This window comes from Asticcacaulis sp. AC460 (assembly GCF_000495795.1).
Lineage (GTDB): Bacteria > Pseudomonadota > Alphaproteobacteria > Caulobacterales > Caulobacteraceae > Asticcacaulis.
Map to the genome: position 1 here is coordinate 1 of NZ_AWGD01000033.1, position 14,705 is coordinate 14,705.

At 60.1% G+C, this 14,705-nt stretch carries 12 protein-coding genes, 1 tRNA gene and 1 rRNA gene; 9 read left to right on the forward strand and 5 right to left on the reverse strand.

Going from position 1 to position 14,705, the window contains the following annotated elements:
- Positions 1-91: 91 nt before the first annotated feature.
- The 6 genes from rrf to ABAC460_RS42405 all read left to right on the forward strand — a co-directional run bounded on the left by rrf (position 92) and on the right by ABAC460_RS42405 (position 5,268).
- A 5S ribosomal RNA gene (gene rrf, locus ABAC460_RS42380) occupies positions 92-206 on the forward strand.
- Positions 207-293: 87 nt separating this feature from the next.
- Positions 294-370: transfer RNA gene (locus ABAC460_RS42385), tRNA-Met, on the forward strand.
- Between the two features lie 144 nt (positions 371-514).
- A complete protein-coding gene (locus ABAC460_RS42390) occupies positions 515-1,864 on the forward strand; it encodes a GntR family transcriptional regulator (RefSeq protein WP_023454901.1) in 1,350 nt (449 codons plus the stop codon).
- Positions 1,865-1,961: 97 nt separating this feature from the next.
- Entirely contained in the window at positions 1,962-2,501 is a 540-nt protein-coding gene (locus ABAC460_RS42395) for a DUF3237 domain-containing protein (protein WP_052012800.1), read from the forward strand.
- A gap of 15 nt (positions 2,502-2,516) precedes the next feature.
- Entirely contained in the window at positions 2,517-4,250 is a 1,734-nt protein-coding gene (locus ABAC460_RS42400; RefSeq protein ID WP_023454903.1) for a tannase/feruloyl esterase family alpha/beta hydrolase, read from the forward strand.
- Positions 4,251-4,317: 67 nt separating this feature from the next.
- Entirely contained in the window at positions 4,318-5,268 is a 951-nt protein-coding gene (locus tag ABAC460_RS42405) for an alpha/beta hydrolase (RefSeq protein WP_023454904.1), read from the forward strand.
- Between the two features lie 130 nt (positions 5,269-5,398).
- On the opposite strand, the gene ABAC460_RS48560 is transcribed toward ABAC460_RS42405, so the two are convergent.
- Positions 5,399-7,495 carry an ATP-binding protein gene (locus ABAC460_RS48560; RefSeq protein ID WP_023454905.1) on the reverse strand — a complete coding sequence of 699 codons (2,097 nt, stop codon included), beginning with the start codon at positions 7,493-7,495 and terminating at the stop codon, positions 5,399-5,401.
- 138 nt (positions 7,496-7,633) lie between these two features.
- Between ABAC460_RS48560 and ABAC460_RS42410 the strand changes: the two genes are divergently transcribed.
- Entirely contained in the window at positions 7,634-8,086 is a 453-nt protein-coding gene (locus ABAC460_RS42410; protein WP_023454906.1) for a GNAT family N-acetyltransferase, read from the forward strand.
- 5 nt (positions 8,087-8,091) lie between these two features.
- Here ABAC460_RS42410 and ABAC460_RS51080 read toward each other — a convergent pair whose 3' ends face one another.
- The gene (locus tag ABAC460_RS51080; protein ID WP_255346546.1) at positions 8,092-8,223 is read right to left on the reverse strand and encodes a hypothetical protein; all 132 of its coding nucleotides are present in this window, start codon (positions 8,221-8,223) and stop codon (positions 8,092-8,094) included.
- Between the two features lie 241 nt (positions 8,224-8,464).
- On the opposite strand from ABAC460_RS51080, the gene ABAC460_RS42420 reads away from it, so the two are divergent.
- Positions 8,465-9,598, forward strand: coding sequence for a serine hydrolase domain-containing protein (locus ABAC460_RS42420; protein WP_081716647.1), 1,134 nt, complete (start codon positions 8,465-8,467; stop codon positions 9,596-9,598).
- A gap of 3 nt (positions 9,599-9,601) precedes the next feature.
- Here the strand turns inward: ABAC460_RS42420 and ABAC460_RS42425 are convergent, their stop codons facing one another.
- A complete protein-coding gene (locus ABAC460_RS42425; protein WP_023454909.1) occupies positions 9,602-10,048 on the reverse strand; it encodes a MarR family winged helix-turn-helix transcriptional regulator in 447 nt (148 codons plus the stop codon).
- 113 nt (positions 10,049-10,161) lie between these two features.
- Here ABAC460_RS42425 and ABAC460_RS42430 point away from each other — a divergent pair, with 113 nt between their 5' ends.
- Complete coding sequence (locus tag ABAC460_RS42430; RefSeq protein WP_023454910.1) at positions 10,162-10,743, forward strand: hypothetical protein; 582 nt, start codon at positions 10,162-10,164, stop codon at positions 10,741-10,743.
- 62 nt (positions 10,744-10,805) lie between these two features.
- Here the strand turns inward: ABAC460_RS42430 and ABAC460_RS42435 are convergent, their stop codons facing one another.
- Positions 10,806-12,713: a calcium-binding protein gene (locus ABAC460_RS42435; protein ID WP_023454911.1), complete on the reverse strand. Its 1,908-nt coding sequence runs from the start codon at positions 12,711-12,713 to the stop codon at positions 10,806-10,808.
- Positions 12,714-12,893: 180 nt separating this feature from the next.
- Positions 12,894-14,705, reverse strand: a 1,812-nt coding sequence (locus ABAC460_RS42440) for a calcium-binding protein (RefSeq protein WP_023454912.1), incomplete at its 5' end; no start/stop codon positions are given.

The window sequence follows — 14,705 nt, forward strand, 5'->3', positions numbered from 1 at the left end:
TAAGTCGGGATAGTGCGGCCCTGCGCTCAAGCAGCGTAGCGGTAGCGCATCAGAGAATGTCTTCTCAATTACAGCAACTGCTTTTGGTTGACCTGGTGGCTATGCCGGAAGGTCCCCACCCGATCCCATTCCGAACTCGGTCGTTAAGCCTTCCTGGGCCGATGGTACTTCGTCTTAAGTCGCGGGAGAGTAGGTCGTCGCCAGGTCTACCAAGAGCAGTTGCTAAAACCCTTCATTACAAGTTTTAAGGACCGGATCGCGTACATCGCTATCCGGTCCTTTTACCATATTGCCGCGGGATGGAGCAGCCCGGTAGCTCGTCAGGCTCATAACCTGAAGGTCGTCAGTTCAAATCTGGCTCCCGCAACCAAAACAGAAAAGCCCCAGCCCAAAAAGCTGGGGCTTTTTGCTGTTTGGCATTCAAATTGATGATGTGAGCCATTCGATAAGTGAATTTGCCAATTTTCCGGGCGAAGCATAAATATTTTCCAGCGGTGCCGATAAAAGATCAGGGATGAAAATGCGTTCAGAAGCTCGCACGCTGCTTCCCCATGAGGCGCACACGCGGACGTGGATGGCGCAGCCCTTTTACGCGGCAGTGGCTTCCAACGACGCGTCGAAGCCTGTCGAGAGCCTGGGAGGCTACACGGCCGCGGCTATTGAAGACGCGCTTTCTTTTGAAGGCTGGCCGACGGGACAGGTTTATGGGCCGGACAATGCCCTGGCTGCGAACTTCAAGGTCGATGGCCGGCGCTTCAGACAGGCGGTTCGGCTCTTGGAAATGCGCGGCGTTTGTCGCTCGAGGCGCGGAACACCTGGCGGCCTCACGGTCCTCAAGCCGGATCTAAGTGAAACAGCCCATACTCTGTTTCGACATCTCTGCGCCGTAGGCGTAACCCAAACCGATATATGCCAAGCGCGTTCGGTCATCGGGCCCTTGGTTCTTGCAGGCCCTTCCAATGTGCAACAGTCAACTCCTGACTTACTTTCTGCGCCGTGCCAATCGGAATACCAGCCCGACAACTGTGCTTTGAAGCTTATGTTTGCAAGCCTCGAATATTTTTCGGACGCGCCGCACCAACTCGACGATCCACCTGCCTCATCATCCGCGCCGGAACTCAACGCAGACACTACGGCAGTCTTTATGGATCGCCCCGGATTGACGCGGCACTTCCACCTGGCGACTCTCGTAGCCTCAAAAATTTGCAGCGACGTGAGTTCAGGCATGTGGCGCAGTGCCACAAGACTTGGCTCCGCCATCCAACTTAGCGACCGCTATAATGTCAGCGAGCGGGTCATAACGGAAGCGATTCGGCTTCTCCGAGATGAAGGCCTTTTGACAACGCGCCGTGGTCGCGGCGGTGGTGTGGTTTTCGCCAGGCCATCCGACGGAGATATCATGCGGCGCGTCTTTGGTTTCTTGTCCGCCCACGGACTTGATGGCGGCACATGCAGCGAAACAAGCTTATTGATCAATATCGGAACGCTGAAGCTTATTTGTGCGACGCCGAAATTTGGTGATTTAGATCATGCCCTGGACCAAGCTAGATGTGCGTTGCTAACTGAAAACAGGCCGCTGATACTGTCCTGGTTTTCCGCATTGAGACTACTATATGATCTTCCGGGGAACCGGATTTTGCATCTGTTTATTCGATTGGCCGTCGGCTTTCATGTTCGACAGGGATGTATGGATCTCGATCATCCCTTGCACCTGAAAAACGAGGATGAGTTCCGCGGACTGGGGCTGAAAATGCTCACAAACATTGATCGCAGAGACGCAGACAGCACTGTTTCGGCGTTTTTGACTTTGCAGGCCTTGATAAACAAGGAACACCCCGCCGCTGGAGCGGTCGTGACTTGCTGAACCGTTCCGGTCTTTTGGACCCTATTTAAATTGCGCTGCCTCTTTAACGTCATTCGTCAGCCTTGGGCATGTCGAATACGAAAATTAAGAGGGAAGAATGACCTATAAGCGAACGCTGCCGCTCTTCGCGAGCGTGCTTGGATTAAGTTTGGCCGCACAGGCTTCATTTGCCGAGATGCCCGCTCCGCCTGCCAGTGCTCAAGTGGCGCCGAAACTGGTATTCGCCTTTGAAGAAACCGTTGAGCTGGCCGATGGCATTCCGGTTGGCCCTACGGCACTGGGCATTCGCAACATCGTGCCCATTACGGGCGGGACCTTCGAGGGGCCCGGCATCAAGGGAACAATCATACCCGGCGGTTGGGATTGGCAGCTTATCCGTCCCGACAAATGCATTTCTATCAAGGCCGACTACATGCTGAAGACCGACGATGGTGTCGTGATCAATGTGGTCAATGCCGGCACCATTTGCCTGCCTGCCGAGGGCGCGCCCCAGACGCCCGGCTATACCAGCCCTGTTTTTGAAGCCCCGGTTGGCAAATATGATTGGTTGAGCAAGGGGGCCTTTGTCGGAACCCTGGAGCCGGCGATGGGTGGTCCGAAGCCCGCCGTGCGTATCCGCTTCTACCGCGTTCAGTAGGGAAGGGGACGTATTGTGATTCAATTCTATCGATACATTCCGCTTATCGCTCTGGGCTTTGCAACATCCCTGGCCTTTGCGACAGCCTCGAAAGCGGAGACCGTGTCGTCTGCCGCGTGCGATGGATTTGCCGCGCAAAGTGTCCCGTTCAAGGACAAGAGTGTCAGGCTTACGTCAAGTGTGAGCGTTACCGACGGCACATCGTTGAATGTGATGGCCGCGCCAGGCATGACCGTGCCGGTTACCTTACCCGCGCACTGTGAGGTCACCGGTATCTTGCAAGAACGCAAAGGTGTTGACGGTCAGGCATACGCTATCCGTTTCCATTTGCGCCTTCCCGTCAACTGGAACCATCGCTTCGCCTTCCAGGGCGGCTCCGGCAGTAATGGTGATGTAGGCAATGCCCTTGGCATGTTGCCAGGCGGGCAAACCGCCTTGGCTATGGGCTATGCCGTCGTCAGCCAGGATTCCGGACACGACAACGCGACGAACAGCAACCCGCTGAAAAATGGTCAGACAGCCTTTGGCTTCGACCCTCAGGCGCGCCAGGATTATGGACGAGCCTCTCTTAAGCTGGTTGCTGATACGGCTAAGGAAGCGATCACGGCCTTTTATGGCGCGCCTATCCAGTACAGTTATTTTCTGGGCTGCTCAAAGGGCGGGCAAGAAGGTATGGCGTTCGCGCAATACTATCCTGACGAGTTCGACGGGATCGTTGCGGGTGCCCCTGGCTTCTCTTTGCCCCGAGCTGCCGTGGCAGAAGCCTGGGATGTGCAGAAATTTGGCAGTCTCGTCAAACAGCCGGGCACCAAGAGCTTCAGTTTCATGAGCCTGTCGGGCGCCTTCTCATCCTCTGACCTGGCACTTGTTCGGACGACAATTCTGGCTGCCTGTGATGATAAGGACGGTTTGGCGGACGGCATCGTATCGGACTATCTGGCCTGCACGGATATAGACGTTTTGCCGCGCCTGCAGGCCTTGACCTGTGTGCAGGGCAAGACTGCGGAATGCTTGTCAGCGGCGCAGATCGAAGCACTCACGCAATCACACAACGGCCCTAAGGACAGGTCCGGGCATGCGCTTTATTCGAGCTGGTTCTGGCCGTCGGGCATAGCCGGCGAAGGCTGGCGCCTTTGGAAAATCGGCATGAGCAATGGCCAGGTGCCGGCGCTGAATCTAATCCTGGGCGGGCCAGCGCTCGCATCGGTTTTCACGACCCCGCCGACCGCTCTGGGGCCCAATCCACAAGCCACGGCCGACTATCTGGCACGGTTCGACTTCGATACGGACGCCCAAAAAATCTATGCGGTTGTCGCACCCTATACGCATTCCGCATGGGACGACATCAGCGCGCGCTCGACAGACCTGTCAGCCTTCCACGAGCGGGGCGGCAAGCTGATTGTCCCGCATGGCGAGTCCGACCCGGTGTTTTCGCTCAAGGACACTCTCGCCTGGTACGACGAGGTCGACACGCTCAACCAAGGTAAGGCGTCGAGCTTCGTACGAGTTTTTCCCGTTCCGGGCCTTTGCCATTGTGGCGGCGGACAGGCAACCGACACTTATGATGCCTTTGGCACTCTGATCGCCTGGGTCGAGAGAGGCATTGCACCGGATTATCTGGTCGGAACGGCATCGCCCGAAATGCCCTGGCCGGGGCGGCAACGTCCGATTTGCGCGTACCCTAAGATTTCACGGTACGACGGGAAAGGGGATCCGGAGAAACTCACCAGCTTCGTCTGCACCCATTGAAATCCAATTCGCGGGATGTTTGGCATCCCCGGAATAACAAAAAAGCCCACAGAGAGAGACCTGCGACATGACAAAGACATTCGCCAAAATTCTGATGCTGGCCAGCGTTTGCGTAACAGGCACGGCGTTTGCTCAGGCGACGCCTAAGCCCTTCAATCCGGCCCCGCCCACAGATATGACGCCGACGACCACGACACCCTTGGACCTGAAGCAAATCCCGCTCGCCAGCGTCGGCTCAACGGCATCGGAAAACTGGGAGACTGTGCCAGGCGATCTGATCGTCCGCAACACCACGCAGCCAGCGATTTATCCGATTTTGCCGAAAGCCGGAACGGCAAACGGGACGGCGATCGTGGTAGCGGCCGGAGGCGGCTATATGGTGCAATCCATAGGGAATGAGGGCCTGGGCACGGCCAAATACTTCGCCGACCTCGGCTATACCTGCTTTGTCCTCAAGTATCGCCTTAACCCAACCCCCAAGGATCCCAGTTTCCTGGCCGAAGGCATGGCGAAGATGGCGGCCAGCGCCCCGAAGACCGGGGACAGTGGTCCGCCGCCGTCTCCCGCTATGGCGCTTGCCGGTGCCGACGGTCTCGCCGCCGTGGCCTACATCCGCGCCCATGCCGCGGAATACGGGATTGATCCGCAGCGTATCGGCATTGTCGGGTTCTCCGCCGGCGCGAGTGTAGCCATGAATGTGGCGACCGCCTATAACGCCGAGTCTCGGCCTAATTTTGCCGGTATCATTTACGGCCCGCCACCTGCGCTTGCCGTTCCTTCCGACGCGCCGCCATTGTTTGCCGCCGTGGCTGCCGACGATCCCCTGCTGGGCCGGGCAAGCCTCGTCACCTACGACAAGTGGCACGCGGCCGGGAAATCAGCGGAGTTACATGTCTACGCGGCGGGCGGACACGGCTTTGGTAGCCGGACGCAGGGCACCCCTTCAGATCTATGGTCAGCAGAGTTCGCTGCATGGCTTGAGTTCCAGGGCTTTGCTGGAACCACGGGTCAGCCGTGACTGGGCGGCAGTCCGTCTGTTGTTTATGCGGGCCATCTGCCAGGAGTTGGCCCGCAGTTTGCCTGTGCTGTAACGTGAGTTGACCACAGACGTTCCTGATCTGGGCCCGGTAGACCAAGTGCCGACGGCATCATCCGGCGGGCCGGTTCGCCGGAGCGATCTTCGACACCGTGAAATAGAAAATGCTGCCGCCATCGGGGGCGGATTCGACCCAGATCCGGCCGTCGTGGTTTTCGACAATCTTGCGGCAGATCGACAGGCCGAAGCCGACGCCCTTGATATGGGCGTGCGTATGCAACCGCTTGAACGGCTCGAAGATGACCTGCCGATAGGCCTCGTCAATGCCCAGGCCGTTATCGCGAACGCCGAACAGCCAGTCGCTTTCCCGTTCTTCGACAGTGACATGAACCTGCGGTCGGCGGCCCTGCGGCTGGTATTTTATGGCGTTGGAGATCAGGTTTTGCAGCAGGCGCAGCAACTGCACCGCGTTCCCACGGACATGCGGCATGGCGTCATGGCTGATAAGCGCGCCGGAATCCTTGATGAGTTCGCTCAGATTGACCTTGACGTGATCCAGCTGGTCACTCAGGTCGACCTCGCCATAGGTCAGGCCTTCGCGGCCCAGTCGGGCATATTGCAGCAATTCCCGCACCATGGTGTGCAGGCGATGGGCGGAGTCACTGAGCACCAGAAGATATTCGCGGCCCTTGTCGTCGAGCCTGGCTTCATAGTCCTGAACGACCATCTGGCTGAAACTCATCACCATGCGAATGGGCTCCTGCATGTCATGCGAGGCGGCATAGGCGAACCGTTCCAGTTCGGTATTGGACTCGGTGAGCTTTTCCAGAAGGGACTGCCGGTCCTTCTCCGCCATCCTGGCCTTGGTAATGTCGCGCAGGACGCCGCAGAAATGCACGCCGTCGTCGAGTTCGAACCGGGTGACCGACAGCTCCATGGGAAAGACTTCGCCCGTCTTGCGCAAACCCGTCACTTCGCGTGCCACATGCTCGCCGTGGAAGGGTTCGGGCATCAGGATGCTGATATTCTGCCCGCGGACGTCGCGGGCCTGGCGTTGGAACATCGCTTCGCAGGCCGGATTGAAGCTTTTGATGGTGCCGCGCGCATCGATCGTGATCAGGCCGTCCGTCGCATTGTCGAAAATGGCGTTCAGGTTCGACATTGTGTACAGCACGTGCCGGTTGACCAGCCAGAAGGCCGCGGCCACGGCGGCCACGCCGGCGATAAGCCCGAAAATGCACAGGGCCAGCAACCCGGCTTCCGAGCGCTTTTGCTGCTGGACGCGGCTCTCGACATAGAGTGCATTGCCTTTTTCCAGATCAAGAATGAGGCTGATCGCCGCGGTGGACTGGTCGAACCATTCCTGCGCCGTCAGGCTGTAAGCCTCGCCGGCACGGCCTTGCGCCAGGATCCGCAGGCGAAGCGTCTCATAGTCCTCGAAGAAGCCGGTCCTGACCTGCGCCATCTGGCCAGACAGCATGGCCTGTTCATCGGCACGCAACTGGAGATGGGCGACAACGTTCCAGCCGTCCTGCACATGCGCCCGGTATTCAGACAGGGTGTTCATCTGCTCCGGCGTAATGGGGCGTCCGGCGGAGATAATCCCAGCCAGGAGCCCGCGTTCCCGGCCGGCATATTCGCTCATCATCCACAGATTGTGGCGGACGATGGCGTCTTTGGCGATGACGGAGGTCGTGTTCAGGGTCTGGCTGGAATAGTGGATGCCCGACAGTTGCGATTGTTCGATAACAGCGGAGGCGGCGGGAAACCATGCGGCCAGTAGGGCCGGGTCACGCGCCGACCGCGGCAGCTTCAATTCCTGGTCGACCTGCGCGCGCAGGGCCTTCAAACGAGCGTAGGCTGCGTCGAATTGCTGGGAAAAGCGGGGATTGGCCGCGATATCGGCCTGGGGCAGACGATTCAGCGCTGCGAAATAGTCGGCATCAGCCTGGGTGCGGAGCGCGTGAATGTGCGCAATGACGTCCGTCCCGGCGGCGTTGGGAGCGTTCAACGCCAGGTTGGTGAAACCACGTTCCTCCGCCCAATGACCCGAGGCCGTCAGCAGGGAAGCGGTAATCTGATTTGACCGCTCGGCGCGGGCGGCGTCCTGGAAACGGTCGACGCCCTGGACCAGGAGAACAGAAAGCGCCAGGATCAACAGGGCCGCCAGCGTCGCCAGGACGGACAGCAGGATAGTCTTGACGGTCATGGGCTCCACTCCGGGCGGACGATAGTACGCCATACTTCCACCCTGGATGGAAGGACCTGTTCCATGGTCGGGCGGACAATGTACGATTCCGCTGTGATTCGGCCTGTCGTCAAATCTTGCAGTCTCTTAAGGACGCCCATGATCGTGCGCATCATCCAGCAGCAGGACGTTCCGCAACTGCTGCAACTGTATCGTCACCTTGATCCGGACGACCGGGATCTACCCGTGGATGCAGCGGTGGAGAGATGGGAACAGCTGAAGCGCTACCCGGGCAGCAACATCTTCGTCGCCTGTGTGGACGACATTTTGGTCGCGACCTGCACGCTGGTCGTGATTCCCAATCTTACACGCGGCGGAGCGTCCTATGGCCTGATCGAAAACGTCGTGACCGATGCGGCCTGCCGCAGGCGCGGCTACGGCAAGGCGGTTCTGAACGCGGCCGTCGAGGCGGCATGGCGCGCGGGCTGCTATAAGGTCATGCTGCTGACCGGGGCGAAGCAGCCGGACACGCTAAGGTTCTATCACGACGCCGGCTTCGAACAGAGCAAGACCGGCTTCCAGATCCGGCGCATTCCACCGCGGGCTTCGTAAGGCGGCTACTCTCCGGCCGCCGGGTCCGTTTCGTTGCCGAAAAATGACCAGGAACTCGGCGAGAGGATCAGGACAATAAACAGCCCGCCGAAGATGGCAGCGATCCCGCTCGTCAATACAAAAGACACGTCATCCATGACAGCACCTGCGATATACACACAAAAAACATTCGATACCGGCTTCACGGTCAGGGAAGCCTTTATCGACATTGCTTTCGCGAGATTACCGACACCTTAATCAAATCTTACCCTTGTGTCAGAAGCGCCGGGCCTTGCGATAAGCTGCTGAAATCGTTTCAAATGTTGGGAATACGTATTCACGTTGCCGGCCCTTTCCTGTCGTGCGACCGGTGTTATCCATGGCTTGGGAGACAGCGACATGTACGCACGCAGACGGATATTGACGGCCGGCGCCGGCGCGGTACTGGCCGGAATGACGAGGGGCGCGCTTGCCGGCCCGTCATCGGACATAGCCAACCGGGTTGCGCGGTTGCAGACGGCCCTGGATGCTGAAATCGCCGCGAAGACCATGACCGGCGCGGCGGTGTGCATCGATCGGGCGGGGGAGCCTTTCGACGTCGCCCTTGGCGTCGACGGCGAAGGCAGCGCCTTTAACGGCGCGACGAACATCTGGATGTCATCCCTGACCAAGCCGGTGACCTGCGCCGCCGCGCTGGTCCTGGTCGACCGTGGCCTTCTGTCGCTGGATGCGCCGGTCGAGACCTACTTACCGGCCTTTGCCCGTCGTCAGGTCGCCCCGCCAGAGGGCCTTGTCCCAGCGGAACGATCACCGACGATCCGCGACCTGATGCGCCATACCGCCGGCTTCATCTATGGCGAGTTCGGCACGACGCCCCTGCATCAGCAGTACCGCGAAGCCCGGCTGATGGATCCGGCCATTTCCAGCGCGCAGTTTATCGAACGTCTCGCCGGACTGCCCCTGGCCTATCAGCCGGGGACGACGTTTGAGTATTCGCCTGGGATCGATCTGCTGGGCTGTGTGATCGCCGCGATTTCCGGCATGAGCTTGTCGGCCTTTGCCGAGCGCGAGTTTTTCAAGCCGTTGCGCCTGACGTCCTTCAACTTCGGATCCGATCCGAACGCCTTCCAATCCGGCGGTGGCGGCCTGCACGGCACACTGTCCGAATACAACCGGCTGCTGGGCGCCCTCCTGTTCGGCGGGAGCCTGATTTCGAAAGGCGCCATCGCCGAAATGACCCGCAATCAGTTGCCGGCGGACACCGTGTTCCCGAAAGGCCAGCGCGATCTGTTCGGACCGCTGTTGCCGTCGCCCGACCAGGGCTGCGGCTACGGTTTCGGCGTCGCGGTCAAGACGGATCCAAAGCTCGGTATGCCGGGCGCGTTGGGTGACGTGTCGTGGATCGGCGCCAGCGGCTGCTACTTCTGGGCCTATCCGGCGCAGAAACTGGTCGTCGCAGCGGCCTTTGCCGGGGCTGACACGCCGACCCTGGTCCGCATGTGCGCGGTACTGAGGCAGCAGGTTTATGGCTAGTCCTTAGCTGATGGCCAATGACGCCTTCATCTTCACGAGGTGGCTGGTAAAGGCTGCCAGTTCTTCGTCGTCCAGACTGCCGAAGGCGGCTTCCACCGGAGGCCAGGCAGCCTGGCGCGCCTGACCCAAGGCCTCAAGGCCGGCCGGCGTGATCTTCACCCGCTTGACCCGCGCGTCCTCGGCGTCGTCGATCTTTTCGACCAGCCCCCTGTCGGCCAGGGCGGCGATAGCCTTGGTCACGCCCGGCTGGTTGATCGCCATGACATCGGTCAGCTCGGTGATGCTTTGGGCGCGGTCCGGCTGCCACGAAAAGTGGTTGAGCAGGCTCATCTGGGTCAGGTTGATCCCCATGGGACGCAAGGCCGCCTCGATCTGAAACCGCAACCGGTCGGCGGCGATCATCAGGTCGACGATTCCGCGTTGGATCAGGGGCGCGCGCTGGTCGGTCATGGGCAGGGCCTCATCGTCATCTCACATAAAACCATCGCATTGCGCTTGACAATGCATTCTGAGGAATATAAATAAATATTCCAAGGAATGTAAATAATATGAGGAGCTCTCCCATGTCGAAGTCACTTGTGTCGCGTTTTCCGCTGGTCGTGTGGTGGATCGCCGCGATCGCCCTGGTGGCGCTCAGCCAGTTCGCCCAGCATGAGCTGGACACGCTTTACAAGCTGTCGCAGTTTCCGGTGAACTTCTTCGAAGGCCAGACCAGTTTCGACGCCGCCAAGGTGAAGGCCTGGTACGCCGTCCTGGCCGAGCGCGGCACGTTTGGCACCTATGTCTGGGTGCAGATCTTCGACTACGGCTACATGCTGACCGTGTTCGCGGCCTTCTTCACCCTGATGGCCGCGGTCTATCGAAGCCTGCCGGTGACATCCTGGGCCAGGGGGATAGCCCGGGCCATGATCTTGATCGCCCCCATTGCGCCACTGTTTGACGCCCTGGAGAACCTGGTCTCCTTCGTCATGCTGGCCGATCCGGTCAATTTCGCAGATTGGCTGGTCTATCCCTATTCGGCCTTCGCCTGCCTGAAGTTCGGCATCTATCTCCTGACCTATCTGTGGACCATCGTCGGCGTCGTCATCGCCCTGGTGTCGGCCCTGATCGGTTTGTTCAGGCCACGCGCCCAACACGCGGCCTGAACAAAGAAGGCCCCGGCTGCTGCACAGCCGGGGCCTGAGACCAGGAGGGGGATAGGCCTGGCTCAGAAGAAGAAGTCCGTCGCCGCGACCGAGGTGACGTTTATCACATCGATCTGGAAGTCCGCCGTGCCGTCGCCATTGACGTCGCCATAGACGCGGACGAACTGCGGGGCGTAGGTCGACGCGCCGAACGACTGGAACCATGCGGTGCCGGCATGGCCCGCGCCGGGATAGGCCGAACCGCCCCAGCTGAAGGCCTGGTTGCCGGACAGCGAACTGTTGGCGTCGATACCCGAGATGTCGATCTTGTCCTGGCCGGCGGCGAAGTCCCACAGTTGGTCGATGCCCAGGCCGATCTGGCTGTCGGTCAGGTTGCCGAACACGAAGACGTCGTCACCCAGGCCGCCGTACTGCATGTCGCGGCCGCCTTCGCCGTACAGACGGTCATTGCCGTCATGGCCGTACAGGTAGTCCTCGTTGGAACCAGCGCGGATCACGTCATTGCCGGATTCGCCGTAGATGGTGTCGTAGCCGGTGCCGCCATTGATGTAGTCGTTGCCGTTGCCGCCGTACATCATCTCGTTGCCGGACTCGCCGACCATGAAGTCGTCGCCGTCATTGCCCGCCATGACGTCATTGCCGGTGCCGCCGTACATGGCGTCGTTGCCGCTGCCGCCGGCCATGGTGTCGTAGCCGTTGTCGCCGTACAGCAGGTCGTTGCCGACTTCGCCCCAGACGCGGTCGTCGTGGTCGCCGCCGAAGATGGTGTCGTTGCCACCCTTGCCGTACAGGCTGTCGGCGCCGGCATTGCCGTAGAAGACGTTGGCATAGTCGTTGCCGGTGATGGTGTTGGCCAGTGCATTGCCGGTGACGGTCGAGGTGCCTTCGTAATTGTGGTAGGTGCCGCGCGGATGGTTGATATAGGTCAGGTTCTCGACATTGGCCGACAGGGTCAGTTCGATACCGTAGAACTCGACCGTATCGGTGCCTTCGCCATACAGTTCGACGATGTTGCCGCCGCCGCCCTGGGTCCGGTAGATGTCGTTGCCGGTACCGCCGTACATGGTGCCGTAGCCTTCGGTGGTGGCCAGCACGTCGTTGCCGGATTCGCCGTACAGCATATCATTACAGAAACCGCCATCGATGGTGTCGTTGCCTTCGCCGCCGTAGATGGTGTCGTCATCGTAGAGGTAATAGACCGACCAGTCATGACCGCCGTTCAGGACGTCGTTACCTGTGCCGCCGTAGATCAGGTCATAGCCTTCGCCGCCATCGACCGTGTCGTTGCCCGTGCCGCCCCAGGCCGTATCGTCGCCCTTATAGGCCCAGACCTTGTCGTGACCACCCTTCATGTCGAAATAGTCGTTGCCCTTCAACGCCGTGACCTCGTTGTCCTGGTCGTTGCCGTAGGCCTTGAAGTTCTTGCTGTTGGTCATTTCATAGGCGTCGATATTGGCGCCGAACGTATAGGTGTTGAAATTGGCCACGATCGTATCGTAGCCGCCGCCGGCATATTCGACGATGGTGACGTCGGTCTGTTCATCGGCGTTGTAGTGGAAGTCATAGGTATCATCGCCGGTACCGCCGTAGGCGCGATTGCCGGTGCCGACGCGGATAAAGTCGTTACCCGAACCGCCGTAGAGATAGTCGGCGGCGCCGTCCAGGCCCTCGAGCCAGTCGTCGCCCGAACCGCCGTCCAGGGTGGCGACGCCGTCGTCGAAATAGTTGGCGTTGTGGGTCAGGTCGTCGTTGCCGGCAGCGCCATAGATGGTCGACGATCCGGAACCGTTGATCGAAATCTGGTCGTCGCCGTCCCCGGCGTCCATCCAGGTTGTGCCGTCGATATGCAGGGTGAATGTGTCGTTGCCGCCGTAGGCGTAGATTTCGTAGCTGTCGCCGTCATCCCAGTTGTAGGTGCCGATGTTCACGGTGTCGGCGTTGTCGGTGTACTTCTTAACTTTGTAAGCCATGGTCCCTTCTCCTTGTGCTCCGTGGATCGGAGCCGATGAGCAGGGAATAACGGCGTCATGTTGGTGGTTAATGTCTCGCCACCGGCAAAAGTGTTTCAATTGTTGCAACGGCCTGGGCCGTACAAAAAAGAGCCCGGCTGACGTGCAGCCGGGGCCAGGGATGAGCCGGGGAGGGCGGGGTTAGAAAATGAAGTCCGTCGTCGACAGGGTGTTGACATACATGACGTCGATCCGGAAATCGGCGCCGCCATCGCCATTCACATCGCCAAAGACGCTGACCGACTGCGGGCTGGTCGAGGTGGCGGGATTGTACTGGATCCACACATTACCGGCCTGGCCAGCGGCAGGGCCATGCATGTTGAAGGCCTGGTTGCCGGACAATAGTGTGTTGGCATCCATGAGCGACAGGTCGATCCTGTCCTGGCCGGCGGTGAAGTCCCACAGCTTGTCGACGCCGGTCGAGATGTTGCTGTCGCTTGTCGCGGTGAAGATGAACAGGTCATTGCCCAGGCCGCCATACTGGTTGTCGGCGCCGCTGTCGCCCTGCAGACGGTCGTCGCCGTCATAGCCGTACACCATGTCGTCATGCGATCCTGCGCGGATGACGTCGTTGCCGCCTTCGCCGTTGAGGATGTCGTTGCCGGTGCTGCCGGTCAGGGTGTCGTTGCCGGTGCCGCCAAAGACCTGATCATTGCCCGATTCGCCGTTGACGAAGTCGTTGTCGGCGCCGCCCTGCAGGACGTCGTTGCCCGTGCCGCCATAGAGGAAGTCGTCGTGATCGCCGCCGGACAGCGAGTCGTTGCCCGCGTCGCCGTACATCAGGTCAAAGTGCTTTTCGCCGTACAGTCGGTCGTCACCTTCGCCGCCGCGTACCGTGTCGTTCGCATCCCCGGCGAAGATGACGTCGTTGCCGCCATTACCTTCGATGATATTGGCGTCGCGGTCGCCGGTAATGGCGTTGTTCAGGTCGTTACCATAGACCTGGGTCGTATCGTACCGGTCCATCGACGTACCCTGGGGGTGGTAGATGAAGACCAGGTTCTCGACATTCTCCGGCATGATCATGTAGGGGCCGTAATACTGGATCAGATCGATGCCGGCCCCGGCCGCTTCGTGAATGTTGCTGCCGTTGTTTTCGGTAATGTAGGTGTCATTGCCGGTGCCGCCATACATGTCGCCGTAACCGCCGATGCTGCCCAGGATGTCGTTGCCGGCCTCGCCGTACAGCAGGTTCTCGTCGTAGCCGCCGTCGATATAGTCGTCGCCGTCGCCGCCATAGATGGTGTCGTTGTTGGACATCGAACCGATGTCGTACAGACGGTAGCTGGTCAGAACGTCATTGCCGACACCGCCATAGATCAGGTCGGCGCCATAGCCGCCTTCCAGCGAGTCGTTGCCCGTGCCGCCCCAGATGGTGTCATTGCCGCGGCCGGCATTGACGGCGTCGTGACCGCCCTTCATGTCAAACCAGTCATTGCCGTTGGCGGAAACGACACTGTTGGCCGCGTCGTTGCCGTAGGCGCGGAAATTCTTGTTGCCGGTGGTTTCATAGGCTTCGATGTTGGCGGCGAAGGTATAGGTGTCGTAGTTGGCGCGGATGGTGTCGTAACCGCCGCCGGCATATTCGGTGATGGTGACGTCGGCCTGGTCGGTGACGTCCGCCCCGACCTCATAGACATCGTTGTCCAGGCCGCCATAGGCGCGGTTGTTGTCTTCGACATACAGGTAATCCTGGCCGGAGGCGCCATACAGCAGGTCGTTGGCGCCGGTCAGGCCGGTCAGCACGTCGTCGCCGGCGCCGCCATCCAGCGTCGCCACGCCGTCATCGATCAGGTTCTCGCGATGCGTCAGGCGGTCATTGCCGACATTGCCGTACACGGTGTGGCTGCCCGAACCGCCAATCGTTACCTGGTCGTCGCCGGATCCGGCATCGACCCAGGCGGTACCGTCGACATAAAGCGCCAGGGCGTCGTTGCCGCCGTAGGTGTAGAT

Excerpts from the sequence above, each read along its gene's own strand:
- ABAC460_RS42390 (WP_023454901.1), top strand. The coding sequence starts at position 515 with ATGAAAATGCGTTCAGAAGCTCGCACGCTGCTTCCCCATGAGGCGCAC.
- ABAC460_RS42395 (WP_052012800.1), top strand. The coding sequence starts at position 1,962 with ATGACCTATAAGCGAACGCTGCCGCTCTTCGCGAGCGTGCTTGGATTA.
- ABAC460_RS42405 (WP_023454904.1), top strand. The coding sequence starts at position 4,318 with ATGACAAAGACATTCGCCAAAATTCTGATGCTGGCCAGCGTTTGCGTA.
- ABAC460_RS48560 (WP_023454905.1), bottom strand. The coding sequence starts at position 7,495 with ATGACCGTCAAGACTATCCTGCTGTCCGTCCTGGCGACGCTGGCGGCC.
- ABAC460_RS42410 (WP_023454906.1), top strand. The coding sequence starts at position 7,634 with ATGATCGTGCGCATCATCCAGCAGCAGGACGTTCCGCAACTGCTGCAA.
- ABAC460_RS51080 (WP_255346546.1), bottom strand. The coding sequence starts at position 8,223 with ATGGATGACGTGTCTTTTGTATTGACGAGCGGGATCGCTGCCATCTTC.
- ABAC460_RS42420 (WP_081716647.1), top strand. The coding sequence starts at position 8,465 with ATGTACGCACGCAGACGGATATTGACGGCCGGCGCCGGCGCGGTACTG.
- ABAC460_RS42425 (WP_023454909.1), bottom strand. The coding sequence starts at position 10,048 with ATGACCGACCAGCGCGCGCCCCTGATCCAACGCGGAATCGTCGACCTG.
- ABAC460_RS42430 (WP_023454910.1), top strand. The coding sequence starts at position 10,162 with ATGTCGAAGTCACTTGTGTCGCGTTTTCCGCTGGTCGTGTGGTGGATC.
- ABAC460_RS42435 (WP_023454911.1), bottom strand. The coding sequence starts at position 12,713 with ATGGCTTACAAAGTTAAGAAGTACACCGACAACGCCGACACCGTGAAC.